The following is a 22,799-nucleotide window of genomic DNA, read 5'->3' as shown; positions in this document are numbered from 1 at the left end:
GCTTATTTATCTAATTGTTTTAATTTTTTAATCACTTTTTGATTCTAGTTGATGCTTATTTATGACGCGGATGAAACGGATTTACTTCGTAAAAACGGAGATAAAAACGAATTTTTTAATTAGCTGACGTTTCATCTTCCAACTTAATTTTATGATAATAAACGTTTTTGTTTATAATTATTTTAACACATAGAAACATAGATTTTAAAGCTTAAAAAAGTCGTTTCACTTGCATTAACACATCCCGATAGCTATCGGGACTATGTGTGAGAAACGAGTTTCTTTTTGATTTACTTTTTCAAAATCATACAAGCTATGTTTCTATGTGTTCAATTAAATTTTTATTTATTTACCCCCAACGGATTAATTAAGGTTATTAAAGTTACGCAAAAAATGAAGAAGAAAGTGTTTCATGTTTCCCAAAATCTCTAGCCCTGATAGGAGCGATATCCTTTTGTTTTTTTCTTTAAAAAATAAAAGATATAGCGGATAGCAGGAAATAGCTCCTAATCATTGCGAATTTTATAATTTATTGTATTCTTTTTAGATATTTTTTGAATAAATTTGCGACACAATTTTATAAAACAACACAATGAAAAATACTGCGCTTACGCACATACATGAGAGTTTGGGAGCGAAAATGCTTCCTTTTGCAGGTTATAATATGCCTATTACTTATGAAGGAATTAACGCTGAACATGAGACGGTTCGTAACAGTGTGGGCGTTTTTGACGTTTCGCATATGGGTGAATTCTTATTGACAGGTCCAAATGCTTTGGCCTTGATTCAGAAAGTAACTTCAAATGATGCGTCGACTTTGACGATTGGCAGAGCGCAATATTCTTGTCTACCAAACAATGATGGCGGAATTGTTGATGATTTGATTGTATATAAAATGAAAGAGGAAGAGTATTTACTGGTTGTAAATGCTTCGAATATTGAGAAAGACTGGAACTGGATTTCATCGCACAATGATTTGGGTGTTGATATGAAAAACCTTTCGGATGATTATTCATTATTGGCCATTCAGGGACCAAAAGCGGTTGAGGCAATGCAGCCTTTATCTTCTATAGATTTATCGGCTATACCATATTATCATTTTGAAGTGGCTGATTTTGCAGGATTTAGTGATGTAATTATCTCTGCAACCGGTTATACGGGTTCTGGCGGATTTGAAATCTATTGTAAAAATGCTGATGCTGAAACAATCTGGAACAAGGTTTTTGAGGCTGGTGCAGCTTTTGGAATCAAACCTATTGGCTTGGCTGCCCGTGATACTTTACGTTTAGAAATGGGATTCTGTTTGTATGGTAATGATATTAATGATACTACTTCGCCTTTTGAGGCTGGTTTGGGATGGATTACAAAATTCACTAAAGAATTTACAAATTCAGAAAACCTGAAAAAACAAAAAGAAGAAGGTGTTACTAAAAAATTAGTGGCTTTTGAAATGCAGGAACGTGCTGTACCAAGACATGATTATGAAATCGTTGATGCTTCTGGTGCTGTTATTGGTGTTGTAACTTCTGGAACGATGTCGCCTTCTATGAACAAAGGAATTGGTTTAGGATATGTTACTGTTAACAATAGTGCTGTAGATACTGACATTTTTATCAGAATTAGAAAAAATGATGTTCCTGCAAAAGTGGTAAAATTACCTTTTTATAAGAAATAGATTTTTATTCAATATCTTAGAAAATGCACTACAATCAACTGTAGTGCATTTTTTTTTAGCGGAGATTCAAAGTTTACTTTTTGCCTATTTCTATATTAAAAAACAAATCGTTTATCTGTAAGATTTTTTATAGAAATTATAACTCTTAATGAAAAAATAAACGTAATTTTAATGTAAACGATGATTTTCGATCTATGAAAAAGCTCTCCCTATTATTTTTACTGACTACCAGTGTTTTATTCAGTCAGAACACCAATAACACTTGTGAAATACTAAATAAAATAAATGCCCTTATTCAAGCAGAACATATCAGGCCAAAACCGGTAGATGATAGTTTATCTGTTTTTGTTTTTGATAATCTGATGAACGAATTAGATCCTTCGAGAAATATATTTTACAAGTCAGAATATGGTGATATGTCAGAGAAATATCGTACGAATTTAGACGATTTTATTCTTAGTGATAACTGCAGTTTTTTAGATGATATAACTCAAAAATATAAAGATGGTCTTTTGAGAACTAAAGCCGTTCTGGAAAAAATACAAAAGGAACCTATCGATTATACTAAAAATGATACGATTCGATTCTATAAAAAATCATTTCCGTTTTATCTTAAAAAAGAAGATTTGGAAAAGGTTTGGTCCAAAAAAATCCGTTATCAAATTTTAGACGAAATAGCGGAAACAAGTGATAATCTGGATTCTATTAAAGCTAATTTTAAATCAATAGAATTAAAAGCTAAAAACTTGATTTTGTCAAATGAAATTTGCCGAATCAACACGCTTTTGGAAACGAACATCAAACAGGAAGAAAAGCTCTATAATTATTTCTGTACTTATTTTGATCCTCATACTGCCTATTTTAGTGATGATTCTAAAACGAGTTTCGTAGCATCATTATCAAAAGAACATTTGTCTTTGGGAATGACTGTAAACCTGAATGAAAAAAATGAAATTATTATAGCTGAACTTGATCCCAATGGCCCCGCCTATCAAACGGGACAGATAAAAAAAGGCGATCAGATTGTTTCGATATCCAATCAAAAAGAAACACTGCAGGTTTCGTGTGCTTCTTTAGAATCGATATCAACCATGATTTTGTCAGAATCTAATAAAAGCATAACACTTACCCTAAAACGAAATTCAGGGAAAAGCTTTGATGTTTTTATCGAAAAGCAAATAATGAAAGATGAGGAAAATTCTGTTTTCAGCTTCATTATTGGTAAGGATAGCAAAATAGGATACATTAAAATTCCGAGTTTCTATGCTGATTTAGATGGAAACAGCCGAAAAGGCTGTGCCGATGATGTGGCACGAGAAGTTATAAAACTGGAAAGGGACAATATAAAAGGTCTTGTTATTGATTTGACTGATAACGGCGGCGGATCGATGGAAGAAGCCATAAAATTGGCGGGAATGTTTATTGATTACGGACCACTTTCGATTGTGGTAGATAATAACCAGGTCAAATCTGTTATTAATGATCCTTACAAAGGTTTAATTTATAAAGGACCAATTGTAATTTTAGTAAACAGCAACACAGCTTCGGCAAGTGAATTTTTTGCTTCTATACTGCAAGATTATAATCGTGCTTTATTATTGGGAAGCACTACGCTTGGCAAGGCGACTATGCAAACTATACTTTCGCTTGACGAAACTAAAAACACTGATTTTCTAAAAATAACTATCAACAAATTTTACAGGGTTACCGGAAAAAGCCATCAATATAAAGGAGTGAAACCTGACGTGATGCTTCCTGAATTCTATGAAGGGGTTTACCAAAAAGAAAGTGATTTCCCGACCGCTATTAAAAATGATAGTATTGAACCGTTTCTAAAATACAAACCTTACGTAAAACGAGCTCTAATCGATAAGCTGGCAAAAAACAGTACTACAAGACTGGCAGATAATTACTTTTTTAATAACATAAATATAATAAACCAAAAAATCGATGAATTGGTAAACAAACCAAAAGCCGAAATTCCGATGACATTGGATGCTATTTTTCAACAGAAAAAAACAGTAAACTCGCTCTGGACAGAAATTAATACGTTTAATGATGAAAACAATCCGTTAGACGTTTATAACTCTACCGTAAATCAATATTTATTAAGCGTTTATCCAAACGACAAAACGATAAATCAGTACCAGATCGATCATCTTAAAACGAATCCGTACCTGAATGAAGCAGTTAATATAATTAATGATTTTAATACCGCGAAGTAGGTTTCAGGTTTCAGGTTTCAGGTTTCAGGTTTCAGGTTTCAGGTTTCAGGTTTCAGGTTTCAGGTTTCAGGTTTCAGGTTTCAGGTTTCAGGTTTCAGGTTTCAGGTTTCAGATTTCAGGTTTCAGGTTTCAGGTTTCAGGTTTCAGGTTTCAGGTTTCAATAAAAAGTTCAATTCATAACGAATTGAACTTTTTATTTATCATTTTCTAATGTCTCCAACAAAAAACTGAAACCTGAAACTTGAAACAAATCAAAAAAACTTAATCATTGATTTTGCTAAAAAAAGGAATAACCGTATTTTTGCATCTCAAAATAAAAAATTAGTAATGGGAAGAGCGTTCGAATTTAGAAAAGGAAGAAAAATGAAACGTTGGTCAGCAATGGCTAAAACATTTACCCGAATTGGTAAAGACATCGTTATGGCTGTTAAAGAAGGTGGCCCTAACCCAGATGCCAATTCTAGATTACGAGCTGTAATACAAAATGCAAAAGCCGCTAACATGCCTAAGGAAAATGTGGAGCGCGCGATAAAAAATGCAAGCAATAAAGATACTGCCAACTATAAAGAGATTTTGTTTGAAGGATATGCTCCTCACGGAATTGCCATTTTGATTGAAACTGCATCTGACAACAATAATAGAACGGTAGCAAACATTCGAAGCTACTTTAATAAATGTAACGGTACAATGGGAACTCAGGGTTCTGTTGAGTTTATGTTTGACCATACTTGTAACTTCAGAATTGCAAAAGGTAATCTTGATCCTGAAGAACTGGAACTAGAACTAATTGATTTTGGTGCTGAAGAGGTTTTCGAAGACGAAGACGGAATCTTAATCTACGCGCCTTTTGGAAGCTTTGGAGCTTTACAGAAAGAATTAGAAAACAGAGGTCTTGAAATTTTATCTTCTGGTTTTGAGCGTATTCCGCAAATTACCAAAGAACTTACTGAAGCTCAAATCGCTGACGTTGAAAAACTAATCGAAAAAATTGAAGAAGATGATGACGTAATGAACGTTTATCATACGATGCAGGAAGCATAATTTTTTCTTTTATAAAATATTTAAAAGCTCTGAATTATTCAGGGCTTTTTTGTTTTTTAAACATTCCTAAAAAGTCTGACAGAAAGTATTAGAATTAAAATAAACTATTATATTTGTCAGTACCACATTATAAACCAATTCAAAAAACAAATTTATGCAAACATCAAAATACACAAAATACGCCGTTATCGTTTTGGTAATTTTATTTGTAGTTCTTAGTGTTATTAACTAAAACAATAAAAACAAAAGCCTCTTAAAGTCTAATTTTTAAGAGGCTTTTTTTTATTAAGAAATATCTATTTACTAAAATTAATTTTTCTTAAACGGCTTATTATCTTATTCTTAATTTTAAATTACTTTTTAGACGGATTAGTGGTTATTTTCAATAAATAAGTCCCTTCCGGTAAATCTGCAATATTAGAAGCATTACTACCCATTATTTTTTTTCCCTGCGAGAAAACCTCAACATTTTTAGAACCTGTATTCGACTCAATTGCAGAAACTGCAGAAGTTGCTGTTTTTGCTGCAATTGTAGTTTTGGCAGGTGCCGTTAATGCAGCATTCTTTTTTACTGTATTTGTAACTGCATTTTCAATTGCAGCAGTTGGTTTCGAACTATTATAAGATTCCATAACTTGTTCGTCTGTCATTGCAACACTGTAGATTCTAAGATCGTCTACATCAGCGTTTATGCCAACTGTTGAGTTTATTGATCCCAACCTTAGAATATAACCTTTTGTTGAACGCGGAATCCCTTCAACGGTTTTTAATAATTCTCCGTTACGATACAGTTTTGAGATATTACCTTCATAAGTGACACTATATTGATACCAGACTTCTTTTTGAAGCGGAACTGAAACTATCATATTATTTGCATCGCCCCAACCTACCAAACTTAAATCTGAATTTCCGGAAGATGCAGATTGCTGTACAAGACCAAAATACTGAGTACTTAAAGCGGTGCCATAACCCAAAATATAGTTTACTGAATTTATAGCATTAAATTTTACCCAAATAGATATTGTTCTCGGTTTATTTCCTTGCGGAAGATCTCCAACTACACCTTGCAAAGCTTTGCTGGTAAGCCTTTGAGCACCTTTGGCAACTCCCATTCTGTCATTTACAAAATTTGGCGCACCTAAAAAGGAAATAGTATTATCAGTATTACTTAAAGTTCCATCAAAATTGAACTCCTGTACTGGATTTTGAGCATTAGTACTTAAAAAACTTACGAACATTAATGTCAGTAATAATTTTTTCATATTTATAGATTTAGGGGGATTCAACGTGCTTAAAAAAAGCACCAAACATAGTAACATTTAACAGAAGCAAAAACAAATTCAAAAGCACATCTAAATTCCTTAAACAGCTACTTTCAACAGCTTTATGCATTTTATTAAAATTAAATTATAATATTATTTTTTGTTAAAAATATAATATTAATTCAAACTAAAAAATGCTTATCATGTATAATTGCGATATTATTACAAAAAACGAAACTAAAAAAACATCTTTTCTAACATTTGTAAAAACATTTTACAAAAAAAAGGAATACAAAAACTCAGCCTGTAAAATTAAAAAGCCATCCAAAGTAAAAATTCAGAAGGCTTTTTCACTATTCAAAAAAATAATTGCTTACCAAACAACATAAAAAAAATAAAAATTAATTAACTAACTATTTTAATAAACCTAAATTTTGTTTTTAATTTGAAGTTACTTTTTTTGAAGGTGTATTTGTTATTTTCAACAAATAAGTTCCTTCCGGCAAATCATGAATATTCATTGTATTAGTATTACTTCCGTAAATTTTTTGTCCTTGCGAGAATACCTCAACGTTCTTAGGCATTTCATTAATATCTCCTGTTGTAATAATATTTGACAGAGCAGCTTTTGCAATTGTTTTTGTCTTAACTTCTACTTTTTTTACTGCTTTTACAGCAGAAGCCGGTTCAATAGCAGCAGCAATAGAAATAACAGCTTTTGAACTATCATATAATGTCATGACTTGTTCATCAGTCAAAGCAATATTATAAATCTTTAAATCGTCTATATCTGCATTAATACCTATAGTGGTATTGATTTCTCCCAGTCTGAAAATGTTTCCTTTAGTAGAACGTGCAATTCCGTTAACAGATTTAAGCAATTGACCATTCCGGTAAATTTTAGAAACCTTCCCATCGTATGTTATTGTATATTGATACCAAACATTTTTTTCAAGAGGAGTTGAAACAATTACATCATTAGAGGCTCCCCAGCCTGCCAAACTTAAATCTGAATTCGAAGAAGCAGTACCTTGTTGCAATAATCCACAATATTGAGCATTATAAGCAGTTCCGTAACCCCATATATAGTTTGCAGAAGTAATGTCGTTTAATTTCACCCAAATACTTACCGATCTCGCATTATCACCTTGAGGAAGATCATCAATAACAGCTTCGAGAGCCTTATTGGCAAGTCGTTGCGCTCCCTTTACTAATCCGGCTCTGTCAGCAACAAAATTATTTGTTCCCATAAAAGAAGTAGTATTAGCAGTATTATTTAAAGTACCATTGAAATTAAACTCCTGAATTGGATTTTGAGCATTAACATTCAAATAACTTACAAACATCAAAGTGAGTAGAAATTTTTTCATAGTAGTAGATTTAGGGGATTAAAACTTTGTGTCATTTTAACACTGCTAAACTAGATTATTATGTTTTTGAGCGGAAATTTTTTCGACAACTAACCTAAATAATCGTTTAAATAACCAAAACCAATGATTTCTTACCTGCAATTGTATTTATTTATACTCTTAGTGAAATTATTAAAATAATAAATTTACGTTAACAGAATTCAATAATTCTTACGTAGAAATACGGTATTCACAATTAAAACCGAAACATTAACATTCAGAAAAAGTACGACCTGATGCTTTATAAAGTAACAATCAGCTGCTTAAAAAAATAACCCCATAAAAAAAGCTCCATTTGTTTTACAAATGGAGCTTATATTTATGTATAAAAGTATTTTACTACTTTACAAATTCAATTTTTTGAACTTCTTCTTCATTAACACTGTCAAAGAAACCTTGTTCATTCATCCAGTCATCACTAAACACTTTACTCATATAGCGAGAACCGTGATCAGGAAAAATAGCAATAATATTACTATCCTTGGTAAATTCGCCTTCTTCTGCATACTGTTTGATTGCCTGCATTACAGCTCCGGAAGTATACCCAACAAATAAACCTTCTTTTCGGGTGATTTCTCTGGCTGAGTGAGCACTTTCTTCATCGGTTACCTTGATAAACTTATCGATAATATCGAAATCTGTAGCAGATGGAATCAGGTTTTTACCTAAACCCTCTATACGATACGGATAAATCTCTTTGTTATCAAATTCCCTTGTTTCGTGGTACTTCTTTAAAACAGACCCAAAAGCATCAACACCTAAAATTCTAATATTTGGATTTTGTTCTTTAAGGAATTTTGCAGTTCCGGAAATTGTTCCTCCAGTTCCGCTACAAGCCACAAGATGTGTGATTTGTCCTTTAGTTTGCTCCCAAATTTCAGGACCTGTAGTGTTATAGTGCGCATCAATATTTAGTTGATTAAAATACTGATTGATGTAAACCGAGCCTTTTGTTTCTTCGTGCAAACGTTTGGCTACATTATAATAAGATCTTTCATCATCTGCTGAAACGTGGGCGGGGCATACATATACCTTTGCTCCCAGACTTCTTAACATGTCAATCTTATCTTTCGATGATTTTGAGCTTACTGCCAATATACAGTTATAACCTTTTATAATGCTTACCATTGCTAAACTAAAACCCGTATTACCTGATGTTGTCTCAATGATAGTATCACCTGGCGTTAGGATTCCTTTTTTCTCGGCTTCTTCAATAATATATAACGCTATTCTATCTTTTGAGGAATGTCCCGGATTAAAAGCTTCTACCTTCGCGTAGAAATTACCTTCTAACTCTTCGGTAATTTTATTTAGCTTAATAAGTGGGGTATTACCTATTAACTCTAAAACATTATTATAAGCGTTTATTTCTTCTTTCATAAAAAAATAGTTAATCGAAGGTATTTTTAAATACCCTTGATAGGTTGCAAATTTAACAAAAAATTTCTAATTAGCTTTCAATTTTTTCTAAATCTAATAAAAAACTAAATTCTTTTGCTAAGTCTCTTAAAGCCTCAAAACGTCCAGAAGCTCCACCATGTCCCGCATCCATATTGGTATCTAAAAATAAAAGATTTTTATTTGTTTTTAGATTTCTAAGCTTAGCCACCCATTTAGCTGGCTCCCAATACTGTACCTGTGAATCATGTAGTCCCGTAGAAACATACATATTAGGATAGTTTTGCGCTTTTATATTATCATACGGTGAGTACGATAACATATAATCGTAATATTTTTTATTATTCGGGTTTCCCCATTCGTCGTATTCTCCAGTTGTTAACGGAATACTGTCGTCTAACATAGTTGTAATAACATCTACAAAAGGTACCTGAGCAATCACTCCGTTGTATAATTCCGGAGCTTCATTGATAATAACACCCATTAAAAGTCCTCCTGCAGATCCTCCTTCAGCATATAAATGTTCAGGAGATGTGTAATTTTCGCTGATTACAAATTTAGAGCAATCAATGAAATCTGTAAAGGTATTTTTCTTTTTTAACAGTTTTCCATCTTCATACCATTGTCTTCCTAAATCCTCTCCTCCTCTAATATGGGCGATTGCGTAAACAAAACCGCGATCTAACAAAGAAAGTCGGGTCGATGAGAAATAGGTGTCCATTGTGATTCCGTATGAACCATAAGCATAAAGCAATAACGGATTTTTACCGTTTTTATTTAATCCTTTGCGGTAAATCATCGAAATAGGCACTTTGACACCATCTCTGGCAGTTGCCCAGACACGTTCTTCGATATAATTCTCTTTATCAAACTTACCTCCCAAAACCTGGTGTTCTTTTAAGATTTCCTTACTTTTAGTCTTCATATCAAAATCAATTACAGACGAAGGCGTTGCAAGCGATTGATAGCTATAACGCAAAATATCTGTATCAAAATCAATATTTGTGGTAGTATAAGCGTTGTAAGTCTCACTGCCAAACGGAAGATAATAATCCGCTTCACCATTCCATGGCATAATACGAATATGATTCAAACCATTTGAGCGCTCTTCAACCACTAAATAGTTTTTGAAAATTTCAATATCTTCCAACAAAACGTCTTCGCGATGCGGAATTAGGTCAACCCAGTTTTTCTTGCCTGTTTTATTTTCAGGCGTTTTCATCAACTTAAAGTTAGTCGCCTTGTCTTTATTGGTTAAAATATAAAAAGAGTCCTCAAAATGAGAAATACTATATTCTAAACCGCGAACACGAGGCTGGAAAACCTCAAATTCACCATCAGGAGTATCAGAATTCAAAATCCTATATTCAGTAGTCAAAGTACTTCCTGAACCAATAACAATATATTTTCTTGATTTCTCTTTGCTTACAGAAACATTAAAAGTATCATCAGTTTCATTAAAGACCAAAACATCAGCCGCAGTATCAGTATTTAGTTTATGTCTAAAAACCTTATCTGCCCTTAAAGTAACCTCATCTTGTCTCGTATAAAAAATAGTATTATTATCATTTGCCCAAACTGATCCTCCGGTAGCATTTTCGATTTTATCTGATAAAATCTCTCCTGTTTCTAAGTTTTTGATCTGAATAGTATAAATTCTTCTTCCTACGATATCAACCCCAAAACTTGCAAACTTGTTATCCGGACTCACACTTAAACCTCCTAATTTAAAATAAGCCTGATCTTTTGCCAATTCATTGCAATTGAATAAAATTTCTTCATCTGCAGAAAGGCTTCCCTTTTTTCTTGAAAATATAGGATAATCCTGGCCAGTCTCGAAACGGGTAATATAATAGTAACCATTGTAGAAATAAGGCACCGATGAATCATCTTCCTTAATTCTGCTTTTCATTTCCTCATACAAATTCTCCTGAAGATCTTTTGTATGTGAAGTCATACTTTGGTAATATGAGTTTTCCTGATTTAGATAATCGATAACTTCAGGATTTTCGCGGTCGTTAAGCCAAAAATAATTATCGACTCTTGTTTCTTTATGTTTTTTTAATGATTTAGGAATTTCTTTGGCTTTTGGAGCCATTATATCGTTTTGCATTGATTAAGCATTAGTTTTTAAATACGAAGGAGCAAAAATACTACAAAGACAACAGAAGAGAATTAATTTTTTCATAAAATATTCTATTGTTATCATAAAGCAATATACTAATTTTGTATGAATTAATTTAAAATCGACAAAAATGGATTTAATGGGAATGATGGGTAAACTTAAAGAAACCCAACAAAAAATTGAAGATACAAAAAAGCGTCTGGATACTGTTTTGATTGATGAACAAAGCGCTGACGGATTACTAAAAGTAACATTAACAGCAAATAGAAAGATAAAATCAATCTCTATTGACGACTCTTTGCTTGAAGATAAAGAACAACTTGAAGACTATCTTATTATAACACTAAACAAAGCAATTGAAAAAGCAACAAGTGTTAATGAACAAGAACTTGATGCTGTTGCAAAAATGGATATGCCAATGATTCCGGGAATGGATAATTTGTTTAAATAGATTTCAAAAGGTACAAAGGTTCAGAGTTGCAAAGGTTCAAAGTTTTTTATCTTGCACACCTGAAGTTTCTGGACAAAAAAAAGAGGCATATTTTGCCTCTTTTTTTATTAAACCTTTGTTCCTTTGCACCTATGCTACTTTGCACCTTTTTTTAGAATTTCTGCAGCGTTTCAATCACATAGGTATGCATTACTTCTTTATAATCTAAATGCGTTACAACCCTAAGTTTATTGTGTCCCATTGAGCTGATCAATATGTTTTTGTTTTTTAATTTTTCAATCAAAAGCTGATCACTGTAACCTTCTGTCAGCGAGAAAATCAAAATATTAGTTTCTACCGGTTCTATATGCGCCACCCAAGGTTTTGTGCTTATTACTGCTGCAATTTCTTTAGCCCTTCTATGATCCTCCGCTAATCGTTCGATATTATTTGCCAAAGCATACAATCCCGCCGCCGCCAAATAACCTACCTGACGCATTCCTCCGCCAAGTATCTTTCTGACTCTCAACGCTCTGTGAATATCAGCTTTAGATCCTAATAATACTGAACCAATTGGCGCACCTAAACCTTTTGACAAACAAACCGAAATAGTATCGAAAATAGCTCCAAATTCTTTCGGATTTTGTCTTTTGGCTATCAGTGCATTCCAAATTCTAGCTCCATCAAGATGGAATTTCAAATTATTAGCATCACAAACCTTTTTTATTTCTCTTAAATCTTCTAATTCATAACAAGCACCACCACCTTTGTTTGTTGTATTTTCTACACAAACCAAACTTGTTAGCGGAGCATGATAAAATTCCGGATCATTGATCGCAGCAGCCACCTGACTTGCAGTAATCATTCCTCGATTTCCATCTAATAGACAGCATGAAACACCGCTGTTAAACGAAACTCCTCCACCTTCATAATTGTAGACATGTGCATATTTATCTGCAATTAACTGCTCTCCGGGTTGTGTATGTAATTTGATAGCGGTTTGATTTGCCATAGTTCCTGACGGAAAAAAAAGCCCGGCTTCCATACCAAAAAATTCAGCTACTCTGGTCTCTAACTCTATAACCGTAGGATCTTGCCTGTATACATCATCGCCAACATGAGCGTTAAACATATACTGCAACATTTCGTGTGTAGGCTTGGTAATGGTATCGCTAATTAAATTTATTTCCATATTCTAAAAAGTATATCTTTTTTTGTAGAGCAAAATTACATATTCCTAAGAGTTATTCTTGGTAAGTTTTATTAAAATTTAACTTGAAACTTACTATAGAACCAAATTAACGTAATATTTGCAAAAAACATATAAAACCACCACATTATTCTACAGATAATTTACAATTTTAGAAACTATTTTGTTGGCTGAAAATACAGCACCCTCGATATACCCCGGAAAGTGAGACGAAGTTTCTGTGCCGGAGATATAAAATTTATTATTAAAATAGTCCTGAGAAAAAACAGCATTCCCGTTGTTTTGATGCGGATAAACAAAAATATTTCCCTGTTCTTTATCCTTGGTAAAAGGTTCTTCAGACCAAATAATTTCTTCATAAGCAATGTATTCTAAAACTTCAGAACCTAATAACCGTTCCAACTGACTGATTATTTTTTCTTTTCTTTCCTCTTTAGAAAATTGAGAATAACCACTATTAATAAATCCACATAAAGCGTATTTTGTGACTTCATAATTAGAATGATCGTAAAACTCCGTTACTGGCCCAACATTACTAAACAAAGTCCCGGATATATTTTTATTCCTCCAGAATGGCTCTTTATAAACCAAAGCCACCTTAATAGCATCCTGCATCCAGGTATGAGTAGATTTAGCAATATCACTAAGTTCTGATGAAATTGACGGCAAAAACTTAATTGAATTAACTAATAAGGCTGGCGGTAAAGTTGAAATCACAATATCTGTTTCAAAACTTCTATGATCCGTAGTTATCATGACAACATCATTATTAAAATCTAACTCTTTTACCTGTTGATTCAAATAAACCTCCTCTTTATCAAAATATTCTGCCAGCACTTTTATCAACGATGATGTACCGCCGGCTATTCTATAACTCGGATTGTCATCAGGAATATCAATACTTTGCGGTGGCGCCATAGAAAAAGCTTCAAAATAAGCAGCACCTTTCATATGTTGTTCAAAATACGAAAGTCCAAGTTCTTTTAACAAAGCCAAAAGATTAATATGTTGTTCTCCAAACCAGGTTGCCCCCATTTCTACAGGAGTTTCATTCGCACTTAAAACCGTCGAAATTCTACCGCCCAAACGATTTCTTGCTTCCAGAATCTGAATTTTAAATCCTAATTTCTTCAATCTGTAACCAATTAATAATCCCGATAATCCACCTCCTAAAATTGTTATTCTTTGTTTCATCTTTATGTAAATTGTACGTACTTAAATTATCCATATCATTATTTGAGTTATAGACTTTTAATTTCTTTTTTCTCCTGTTAAATTTATTCCTATAATATAAAAACTATAGCTATTTTTGCAGGACAAAATTACGTTTTTAGAATGTTTATTTTAATGACGTACTATTTATAAAAACTTATAAAACTACTATTAATTTATGACAACTACCGAACAAATAAAAGGTATTGTGGAGCGCCTTGGTGCGTTGAGGAGGTATCTTTGACGTTGATGCCAAACTAATTGAAATCGCCAACGAAGAAGAAAAAACTTTCGCACCCGACTTTTGGAACAATCCAAAAGAAGCTGAAGTGATTGTAAAAAACCTTCGAAATAAGAAAAAATGGATCGAAGATTATAATAAAGCAATCGAACTTACAGATGAATTGCAACTTGCCTACGATTTTTATAAAGAAGGAGAACTTTCTGCAGAAGAATTAGACGAGCATTATAACACAACCCAGGCTCATATCGAAAACATCGAATTCAAAAACATGCTTTCTGACGAAGGTGACAGCTTAAGTGCCGTAGTACAAATTACTGCCGGTGCGGGCGGAACCGAAAGTTGTGATTGGGCAGGAATGCTGATGCGTATGTATATGATGTGGGGAGAAAGTTATGGCTTCAAGATAAAAGAACTTAACTTTCAGGCTGGTGAGGTTGCGGGAATAAAAACCGTAACGCTGGAGTTTGAAGGCGATTATTCTTTTGGATATTTAAAAGGAGAAAACGGCGTCCATCGCTTAGTGCGAATCTCTCCTTTTGATAGTAATGCCAAACGTCATACTTCATTTGCATCTGTTTATGTCTATCCGCTTGTAGATGATAGTATAGAAATTGACATTAATCCTGCTGATATCGAAATTACAACTTCTCGTTCTAGTGGAGCCGGAGGACAAAATGTAAATAAGGTTGAAACAAAAGTGCAATTGGTTCACAAACCAACCGGAATCCAGATTCAATGTTCTGAAACTCGTTCTCAACAAGACAACAGACAACGCGCCATGCAAATGCTACGTTCTCAATTGTACGAAATCGAATTGAAAAAACAACAGGCGCAACGTGCTGATATCGAAGCCGGAAAAATGAAAATCGAATGGGGTTCGCAAATACGTAATTATGTAATGCAGCCTTATAAATTAGTAAAAGATGTTCGTACCGGTTATGAAACCAGTGATGTTGATGGCGTAATGAACGGAAATATTGATCCTTTCCTGAAAGCATTTTTAATGATGATGGGACAAAAAGAGGAAGAATAATTTTTAGTCTCAGTTTTCAGTCACAGCTTTACAGTCCGCAAATACTGAGACTGAGGTTGAAAACTGAGACTATAAACTGAAAACTGAGACTATAAACTAAATAAAAAAGTTATGATTAAGTGGGCAGATATAATTCATTTTACGAATAAAGGAAATCCTACTCCGGATAAAAGAGTAGAGAAAACACCGGAAGAGTGGAAACAAATTTTAACTCCTGAAGAATTTCAGGTTACACGTTTAAAAGGTACAGAACGATCTTTTAGCTCTGAACTTTGCAGCTTATTCGATCCTGGAATATATGAATGCAAATGTTGTGGCACTTTACTTTTTGATGCAAGCGAAAAATTTGAATCAGGAACAGGCTGGCCTTCTTTTACACAACCTTTAAAAGAAAATGCAATCGCATACAATGCTGATAAATCATACGGAATGATTCGTGTCGAAGTAGTTTGTAATACCTGCGATGCACATTTAGGACACGTTTTTCCTGATGGCCCGGAACCAAGTGGTCTACGTTATTGCATTAATGCTATCTCATTGTCTAAAATAAAAGAATAAATATAAAAGCGATTCCTTGTTATCAAATGGATCGCTTTTTTGTTTTTCTACTGCAATAAAAATACCGAAAGAACTATTTCAAAATACCCTCCAAAAATCTTTCCATTTTAATCATGTAAGTTTTAACTTAACAATATAAACATTTCTGAAAGTTAAACTATAAAAACGGTCTCAAAATAATTGAATTAAAACCGCGTTATATATCATTTACCCGAAATTAAATATAAGAATTTCGGAAAATCCTTAAAAGAAAAAGATAAACGGGAAACTTACAAAATTTCAACATCCTGAGAGAATCAATTACACAGACATTTGAAGCCCCTAAAAAAGCAAAACAATTTGATTTAAAACAAGATACAGTTTTATCAATCTCTCTATCTATACAAATCGAACAGTTTATAAAAAGGCAATTAAAAACCTACAAATAGGTGAATTAAAAAAATTCATATACCACCAATAATTTAAAAACCATCAACAAATTAATAGATTTAATGTTAAATTTGTAATATTTAAACTATTATTTAAAATACTATTTAAAAAAGTTCAAAATAAGATTAGGTAATTTAAATCTAATTGATTTTATTTGGTGCGAATTAACCCCTAAATCAATTAAATTCATTCGATGAAATCCTATTCAATTCAAGAAATTAATGAAGTTATTAATGGCGTAATTTACGGCACAACTTCGCAAAGCGTATCAGCAACAGAACAATTAGAGAAAGCGACCACTTCTGAAATTTCATTTATAGGAAATAAAAAGTATGAAAAATTCTGGGAAGGATCAAAAGCTTCAATTGCAGTTGTAAATGAAGACATTTCGATCGAACCTGGAAATAATCGTGCTTTTATTAAAGTAAAGAATGCTGATTTAGCGATGTCTCAGATCTTAGCCCTTTTTGCTCCTCCTACTCCAATCTTTCGCAATAATATTCATAAGTCAGCAAATGTAGACGAAACAGCAATTATTGGCGAAGGTGCACGAATTGGTGCAGGCTGTTATATTGGTCCAAAAGTTGAAATTGGAGCACATGCAACTATTTATCCAAATGTTACAATTTTAGACGAATGTACTATTGGTAAAAACACCATTATCTGGTCAGGAACTGTAGTACGTGAACGTTGTCATATTGGCAGCGATTGTATTATTCATCCAAATGCAACAATTGGTGCTGATGGTTTTGGGTTCCGTCCTTGTAGTGAAAAAGGTCTTGTAAAAATTCCGCAAATAGGAAATGTAATTATCGGAAACGGTGTTGAAATAGGTGCTAACTCTTGTGTTGATCGTGGAAAATTTAGCTCAACAGTTCTTGGTGACGGATGCAAAATCGACAATTTGGTTCAAATTGGACACAATAGTAAATTAGGTAAATTTTGTATCATGGCCGGAAATAGCGGTTTAGCCGGATCTGTAACTTTAGGAAACGGAGTTATTATTGGCGGAAGCGCTTCTATAAAAGATCATACTACTATTGGCGATGGTGCTATCGTTGGTGCAGGTTCTGGTGTAGTTGGCGATGTTGCTGCAGGTAAAACAATGTTGGGATATCCTGCTGTCGAAGCTCGTGATGCCTTAAAACAATGGGCTATTTTGAAAAGAATGGTTTGCGATTCTAAAAAATAACAAACAATATATATTATATAAAAAAACAGAAGGTGACTTCTGTTTTTTTTTGCTTAATACTTTACAAAGCTTCACACTCAAAACCTGTAATTTTCATTAAGATCATAACTTCTTTTACGATATCAATATCAGATTCAAATCTTAAGATATTATCACAATCTTCAAGATCAAAGTTCCATTTTGATTTTGGAAAAAGCTTATTCAATTTTGCCGAAATTCGTTTCACCTTAGAAACGGTATCGATATTTGTTTTAAAAACTAAAACCATTTTTTTGATTTTTAATTTGATGATTTAAACTTAGGTGAATATAATTGTATTATTTAACGGCAAGGTGCGCAAAAATTTCATCCTAATATTGTTTGTTTTTTACAGAACTATACATTTAAAATCTTGGTTTACTTTGCGGTAAAAACCGCTGTCTTTCCAAAGATTTTTAGAATTGATGCCTATTTAACTTCAATCTTGCTTAAAATTTTAGCATCTATATAAAAAGTCCCAAACGGAATTAAACATGCTAAAAGCACTTTCCAGGTGGTATCACTAAATTTCCAATTTTGCTCTACACCTACGCTTAAAGTATTAAAAATAAATAGTAAAAATAAAGCCCCATGAATAGTTCCAATAGGTCTGGTTAAAAATGGCGTTTCAAAAATGTATTTTAAAGGAACAGCTATAAAAAGCAAAACCAATAGTGAAATTCCTTCTAAGAAACCAATAATTCGTAATCTTCCGGTATTTGTCTGTAGTAAATGTGTCATAAAATTTTATCTTAAATAAGGTCTGCTTGCTAAAGGTGAAAAAGGCCACGGAATGGCAATAAAAATGATGAATAAGGCTATTGAAAACCAAATGAGCATCGTCTTAAATTTATCACGATCAGTTGGCTTTCTTTTTGCCAAAGCAGAACCAATGGTTATTAAAACAATTGCAGTAAGCATTAATAAAATATGAAGAATTCCGAAGAAAGCACTATCCATATTTTGAATAGCTGTCGAAAAATTAGCCCAAAGATATTTTACAATTGGGCTTTGCACGTAGATTAGTATCCCGAAAATTAATTGAATATGAGCAATTGTAGCAGTCCAATGCCGGACTAAATTATCTGTCTTAGTAAACGATAATTGATAAAAATATCCTTTGTAAGCTCTAAAAATAGAATATAATAAGCTTATCAAAACGAACCATCTTAAAAAAGAATGGCAAATTAAAAGAGTTTGATACATTGTTTTTTGATTATTGACAATGCAAATATATTCAAAAACATACTAATTAGTATGTTTTTGAGTTAGATTTTATTTCAAGCCGTTCAAATAATCCCTAAACTCTTTTAAATAAACAATATAGCATGAATTATTATTTTGAAGTTTTCCAAAATTACGTATCCCCCAATAGCCGGACATAATAAAAAAAGCTACTTGTTCTCCATTAATTTCCTTTCGAACAAGGCCGGAATTTTGAGCCTCTAAAATTATTTTTTGAATAGTATGCATCCATTGATTTACCAATTCAAGTAAAGCTTTGCTAAACTGAGTATTCCATGGAGTCATTTCCTGAGTTAAATTTCCAACCGGGCAACCGTATTTTACTTCTAAAAAAGGATCCTCAAGCAGTAAATACGAAATCATATTATACAAATCGTCGATAGGATTTTGCGAATTTTCGATTGGCTGTATAAAACTTTCAAGCATTGTAGGTTTTAAAATTTCTTCGATAATAGCGATTCCCATTTCATCTTTTGTTTTAAAATGATAATAAAAAGCACCTTTCGTAACTTGTGTAGTCGCAATGATATCATCAATACTAGTAGTTTGATAACCTTTTGAATAAATTAATTCAAACGCTTTATGAAGAATTGTAAGTCGTGTATTGGCTGCTTTTGACATAAAAAATACTAATTGGTATGAAACAACAAATTAAAGCAAAAAATATGAGTAAAGATCAATTTGAAAGTCTGGTCTATTTTTTACGAATTTTATAATTTCAAAAACATACATTTATTTTATAAGTCGATACTATTTATTGTGTGGGTTTCAATTGATTTTGTAAATTAGCCAACACTATTTTGTAAAAACAACAATATATCATGGATTTAAACTTCAATAAAAACGAAGATCACAATAAATTACTACTTTCTGACTTAAAACAAAGATTTGCCAAAGTGAAATTGGGCGGAGGCGAAAAACGTATCGAAAAACTGCATGCCGAAGGTAAAATGACAGCTCGCGAACGTATCGCTTATCTATTGGATGAAGGTGCAAAAAATATTGAAATTGGAGGTTTTGTCGGAGACGGAATGTATGCTGAACACGGCGGTTGTCCGTCTGGTGGTGTAGTCATCAAAATAGGATACATAAGAGGTAAACAATGCATTGTTGTTGCTAATGATGCTACTGTAAAAGCCGGCGCCTGGTTTCCTATTACAGGAAAGAAAAACCTTCGTGCGCAGGAAATTGCTATGGAAAACAGATTGCCAATTATTTATTTAGTTGATAGTGCAGGTGTTTATTTGCCACTTCAGGATGAAATTTTTCCTGACAAAGAACATTTTGGCCGAATCTTTAGAAACAATGCTCAAATGAGCAGTATGGGAATCACTCAAATTGCTGCCGTTATGGGTAGTTGTGTTGCGGGTGGTGCTTACTTGCCTATTATGAGTGATGAAGCCTTGATTGTAGATAAAACAGGAAGCATTTTCCTTGCAGGAAGTTATCTCGTAAAAGCAGCCATTGGCGAAACTATTGATAATGAAACTCTGGGCGGTGCGACAACACATTGCGAAATTTCCGGAGTGACAGATTATAAGGCTAAAGATGATAAAGATGCCTTAGATAAAATAAAAAATATAGTTGATAAAATAGGTGATTACGACAAAGCCGGTTATAACAGAATCAAAGCTGAAAAACCTGCTTTAGATCCCAAGGATATCTACGGAATTTTACCAAAAGCCCGAAACGAGCAATATGATATGATGGAAATCATCAATCGTTTGGTTGATAATTCAGAATTTGAAGCTTATAAAGAGGGTTACGGTCAAACCATCATTACAGGTTATGCCAGAATCGACGGTTGGGCTGTAGGTATAGTTGCGAATCAAAGAAAAGTAGTAAAAACCAAAAAAGGCGAAATGCAGTTTGGTGGTGTCATCTATTCTGACAGTGCTGATAAAGCCACTCGTTTTATTGCCAATTGCAACCAAAAGAAAATCCCGCTGGTATTTGTACAAGATGTAACCGGTTTTATGGTAGGATCAAAATCTGAACATGGCGGAATCATAAAAGACGGTGCAAAAATGGTTAACGCTGTAAGTAACTCTGTTGTTCCAAAATTTACTGTTATTGTTGGTAACTCATACGGAGCAGGAAATTATGCCATGTGCGGAAAAGCCTATGATCCGAGGTTAATTTTTGCCTGGCCAAGTGCAGAACTTGCTGTTATGGGCGGAACTCAGGCTGCAAAAGTACTGGCACAAATTGAAGCTTCTTCGCTTAAAGCAAAAGGAGAAATCGTAGACGAAGCCAAAGAAGCGGAATTATTTAATAAAATAAAAGCGCGTTATGACGAACAAACTTCGCCTTATTATGCCGCTTCAAGATTATGGACAGACGCGATCATCGATCCTCTAGATACTCGTACCTGGATTTCTATGGGTATCGAAGCTGCCAACCACGCTCCTATTCAAAAAGCTTTTAATCTGGGTGTAATTCAGGTCTGATTTTCATAAATACATTAAATTCGTTAAAAAATTACCAAATCACTCATCTTTAACCCTTTAAAAACAAATACTTCATTAAAAATTAGTAACTTTATATGTAATTTCTAATCACGTAGTATCATGGAAAATGTAAAAAGTTTAAATAAATGGGCAAATGCGCACACTTATTTACCAGTAGATTTAGTACGTATTGTTTTAGGTGTTTTTTTATTTATGAAGGGAGTTTGGTTCATAACCAACATTCAGTATTTACATGATTTAATTTCGCCAATTGATCAATTTGGCGGCGGTATGTTTCTTGTACATTATATTGCGCCAGCCCACATGATTGGTGGCATTATGATCGTTTTCGGGCTACTTACGCGTTGGGCAATTGCAGCTCAGTTACCAATACTCTTTGGAGCAATCCTTATTAACTTTATGGGACATATGCACTCTGAGAGTTTAATTTTGGCAATAGTAGTTTTACTAGCTTGTATTTTCTTCCTTTTTTATGGAAGTGGAAAACATTCCGCTGATTATTATTTCAAAATGCAAAAATAATTTTATTCTATCCTCAGCAATAATTACAGGAATGTTGGGGATAAAATAATAACCAAACTTTAAAGTTAATTAATTCTTTAAAATTTCTTTAATTGTATTTTATGAGTTAAATTCGCCACCATGAATTGGATTCGTAGAACCGTTATTTTTCTATCACTTTTGATAATTGCTTTTTTTGCTGTTCAGGCAAATGAATCTGCTATTCAAATTACCGAAAGTCAAAAAACGGATACTAATTTTTCTATAGATCACTCTGATTCATTAGCATTTATACAACCACAGGCAAATTATCAATTTACAGCAAATATAAAGACCAATCCTTCTATATTAGGTAAATGGTTTGATTCTTTATTGGTAGTGATTCCTCAGCATAAAGCAGTAAAATCAGCATCCAATTTTGCAAATCAATTTGCAACCCAGAGCAAAAAAGTTCTTTTAATGCTCTATCCTTTCCATTTTTTTTGGTAGACAATTTATGAAGTTCCCGTCAGGAAAACAGTAGTTTTCCAACAAACTGAGCTATTTTCTCTTTTGAAAATAGTATCAAATTTCATAATAATTTACCAAATTTTTAAAACACAATGGAAACAAGTGTAACCATAATTGGTATTGTGATTGCGATCATAGTAGCCATTCCTATTTATTATTCTGCACGATCGACCGCAGCGAACAAATCAAAAATTTTAGGAATAAAAAAGAAATTCAATCCAACACATCCGGAAGATTTCGATTTAACAGAATCTCAAAGCAATAAAACGCTTACGTTAGATCAAAAAAACAAACGATTTATCCTGATGAATTTCAATCCAAATCAACAAGAATCGACTTATCTGGATTTAAAAAGCGCTGCATCGGCTAAATTAGTTTTAACAACCGAAGGACCTTCAGATACAATTGTCAAAATTGACTTTGAATTTCAGGACAAAGATTCTCCTAAAAAAATTACAATACCATTCTATGATTTTGATGACGACCGCATCAAACAAATAAGTGCTTATCAAGATCATCAGTTTGCAAAAAAATGGCTTAAAATCATCCAAGATTCTATTTCACGTTAGTTATTTAATTCAGAAAAGAGGCTCCTAGTGAGCCTCTTTTTA

At 33.0% G+C, this 22,799-nt stretch carries 22 protein-coding genes; 12 read left to right on the top strand and 10 right to left on the bottom strand.

The features are described from left to right. The first annotated feature begins 592 nt into the window (after positions 1-592). The 4 genes from gcvT (at position 593) to NJT12_RS09375 (ending at position 4,941) form a co-directional block, all read left to right on the top strand. Positions 593-1,675, top strand: coding sequence for a glycine cleavage system aminomethyltransferase GcvT (gene gcvT, locus NJT12_RS09390; RefSeq protein ID WP_271335637.1), 1,083 nt, complete (start codon positions 593-595; stop codon positions 1,673-1,675). A 194-nt stretch (positions 1,676-1,869) separates the two neighbouring features. Then, positions 1,870-3,900 carry a carboxy terminal-processing peptidase gene (locus NJT12_RS09385; RefSeq protein ID WP_271335636.1) on the top strand — a complete coding sequence of 677 codons (2,031 nt, stop codon included), beginning with the start codon at positions 1,870-1,872 and terminating at the stop codon, positions 3,898-3,900. After that, positions 3,878-4,111, top strand: coding sequence for a hypothetical protein (locus tag NJT12_RS09380; protein WP_271335635.1), 234 nt, complete (start codon positions 3,878-3,880; stop codon positions 4,109-4,111). The genes NJT12_RS09385 and NJT12_RS09380 overlap by 23 nt, the downstream gene beginning before the upstream one ends. Before the next feature lie 116 nt (positions 4,112-4,227). Next, complete coding sequence (locus NJT12_RS09375) at positions 4,228-4,941, top strand: YebC/PmpR family DNA-binding transcriptional regulator (protein WP_271335634.1); 714 nt, start codon at positions 4,228-4,230, stop codon at positions 4,939-4,941. 353 nt (positions 4,942-5,294) lie between these two features. Here the strand turns inward: NJT12_RS09375 and NJT12_RS09370 are convergent, their stop codons facing one another. The 4 genes from NJT12_RS09370 to NJT12_RS09355 form a co-directional block, all read right to left on the bottom strand. Beyond that, positions 5,295-6,203, bottom strand: coding sequence for a LamG-like jellyroll fold domain-containing protein (locus NJT12_RS09370; protein WP_271335633.1), 909 nt, complete (start codon positions 6,201-6,203; stop codon positions 5,295-5,297). Positions 6,204-6,643: 440 nt separating this feature from the next. Further along, complete coding sequence (locus NJT12_RS09365; RefSeq protein WP_271335632.1) at positions 6,644-7,573, bottom strand: LamG domain-containing protein; 930 nt, start codon at positions 7,571-7,573, stop codon at positions 6,644-6,646. A 378-nt stretch (positions 7,574-7,951) separates the two neighbouring features. Then, the gene (gene capA, locus NJT12_RS09360; RefSeq protein WP_065447924.1) at positions 7,952-8,992 is read right to left on the bottom strand and encodes a cysteate synthase; all 1,041 of its coding nucleotides are present in this window, start codon (positions 8,990-8,992) and stop codon (positions 7,952-7,954) included. A 70-nt stretch (positions 8,993-9,062) separates the two neighbouring features. After that, the gene (locus tag NJT12_RS09355; RefSeq protein ID WP_271335630.1) at positions 9,063-11,123 is read right to left on the bottom strand and encodes a S9 family peptidase; all 2,061 of its coding nucleotides are present in this window, start codon (positions 11,121-11,123) and stop codon (positions 9,063-9,065) included. Between the two features lie 142 nt (positions 11,124-11,265). Between NJT12_RS09355 and NJT12_RS09350 the strand changes: the two genes are divergently transcribed. After that, positions 11,266-11,586 (top strand): YbaB/EbfC family nucleoid-associated protein, encoded by a 321-nt coding sequence (locus tag NJT12_RS09350; protein WP_072955651.1) that lies wholly within the window; start codon positions 11,266-11,268, stop codon positions 11,584-11,586. A gap of 151 nt (positions 11,587-11,737) precedes the next feature. Here NJT12_RS09350 and NJT12_RS09345 read toward each other — a convergent pair whose 3' ends face one another. Continuing rightward, complete coding sequence (locus tag NJT12_RS09345) at positions 11,738-12,757, bottom strand: threonine aldolase family protein (protein WP_271335629.1); 1,020 nt, start codon at positions 12,755-12,757, stop codon at positions 11,738-11,740. 150 nt (positions 12,758-12,907) lie between these two features. After that, a complete protein-coding gene (locus tag NJT12_RS09340) occupies positions 12,908-13,969 on the bottom strand; it encodes a flavin monoamine oxidase family protein (RefSeq protein WP_271335628.1) in 1,062 nt (353 codons plus the stop codon). A 196-nt stretch (positions 13,970-14,165) separates the two neighbouring features. Between NJT12_RS09340 and prfB the strand changes: the two genes are divergently transcribed. From prfB to lpxD, 3 genes are all read left to right on the top strand, one after another. Next, positions 14,166-15,264 (top strand): peptide chain release factor 2 gene (prfB, locus tag NJT12_RS09335; RefSeq protein WP_271335627.1). Its coding sequence is split into 2 segments (ribosomal slippage): positions 14,166-14,228 and positions 14,230-15,264, totalling 1,098 coding nucleotides; the frame shifts between segments, so codons are not numbered across the junction. 111 nt (positions 15,265-15,375) lie between these two features. Then, positions 15,376-15,822 carry a peptide-methionine (R)-S-oxide reductase MsrB gene (msrB, locus tag NJT12_RS09330; RefSeq protein WP_271335626.1) on the top strand — a complete coding sequence of 149 codons (447 nt, stop codon included), beginning with the start codon at positions 15,376-15,378 and terminating at the stop codon, positions 15,820-15,822. A 622-nt stretch (positions 15,823-16,444) separates the two neighbouring features. Then, positions 16,445-17,443: a UDP-3-O-(3-hydroxymyristoyl)glucosamine N-acyltransferase gene (gene lpxD, locus NJT12_RS09325; protein ID WP_271335625.1), complete on the top strand. Its 999-nt coding sequence runs from the start codon at positions 16,445-16,447 to the stop codon at positions 17,441-17,443. 61 nt (positions 17,444-17,504) lie between these two features. Here the strand turns inward: lpxD and NJT12_RS09320 are convergent, their stop codons facing one another. The 4 genes from NJT12_RS09320 to NJT12_RS09305 form a co-directional block, all read right to left on the bottom strand. Continuing rightward, the gene (locus tag NJT12_RS09320; protein WP_271335624.1) at positions 17,505-17,711 is read right to left on the bottom strand and encodes a hypothetical protein; all 207 of its coding nucleotides are present in this window, start codon (positions 17,709-17,711) and stop codon (positions 17,505-17,507) included. 179 nt (positions 17,712-17,890) lie between these two features. Further along, a complete protein-coding gene (locus NJT12_RS09315) occupies positions 17,891-18,202 on the bottom strand; it encodes a DUF3817 domain-containing protein (RefSeq protein WP_271335623.1) in 312 nt (103 codons plus the stop codon). A 6-nt stretch (positions 18,203-18,208) separates the two neighbouring features. Beyond that, complete coding sequence (locus tag NJT12_RS09310; RefSeq protein ID WP_271335622.1) at positions 18,209-18,619, bottom strand: hypothetical protein; 411 nt, start codon at positions 18,617-18,619, stop codon at positions 18,209-18,211. Positions 18,620-18,736: 117 nt separating this feature from the next. Beyond that, positions 18,737-19,327 (bottom strand): TetR/AcrR family transcriptional regulator, encoded by a 591-nt coding sequence (locus tag NJT12_RS09305; RefSeq protein WP_271335621.1) that lies wholly within the window; start codon positions 19,325-19,327, stop codon positions 18,737-18,739. Between the two features lie 200 nt (positions 19,328-19,527). On the opposite strand from NJT12_RS09305, the gene NJT12_RS09300 reads away from it, so the two are divergent. From NJT12_RS09300 to NJT12_RS09285, 4 genes are all read left to right on the top strand, one after another. Beyond that, complete coding sequence (locus NJT12_RS09300) at positions 19,528-21,156, top strand: acyl-CoA carboxylase subunit beta (RefSeq protein ID WP_271335620.1); 1,629 nt, start codon at positions 19,528-19,530, stop codon at positions 21,154-21,156. 120 nt (positions 21,157-21,276) lie between these two features. Then, positions 21,277-21,699 carry a DoxX family protein gene (locus NJT12_RS09295; RefSeq protein ID WP_271335619.1) on the top strand — a complete coding sequence of 141 codons (423 nt, stop codon included), beginning with the start codon at positions 21,277-21,279 and terminating at the stop codon, positions 21,697-21,699. Positions 21,700-21,819: 120 nt separating this feature from the next. Further along, positions 21,820-22,167, top strand: coding sequence for a hypothetical protein (locus tag NJT12_RS09290; protein ID WP_271335618.1), 348 nt, complete (start codon positions 21,820-21,822; stop codon positions 22,165-22,167). Positions 22,168-22,280: 113 nt separating this feature from the next. After that, on the top strand, positions 22,281-22,757 hold the full coding sequence (locus tag NJT12_RS09285; RefSeq protein ID WP_271335616.1) for a hypothetical protein: 477 nt from the start codon (positions 22,281-22,283) through the stop codon (positions 22,755-22,757). Positions 22,758-22,799 lie beyond the last annotated feature (42 nt).

The sequence above is a fragment of the Flavobacterium azizsancarii genome, from assembly GCF_027980145.1.
GTDB lineage: Bacteria > Bacteroidota > Bacteroidia > Flavobacteriales > Flavobacteriaceae > Flavobacterium > Flavobacterium azizsancarii.
This window is presented reverse-complemented; position numbering and strand designations above follow the sequence as displayed.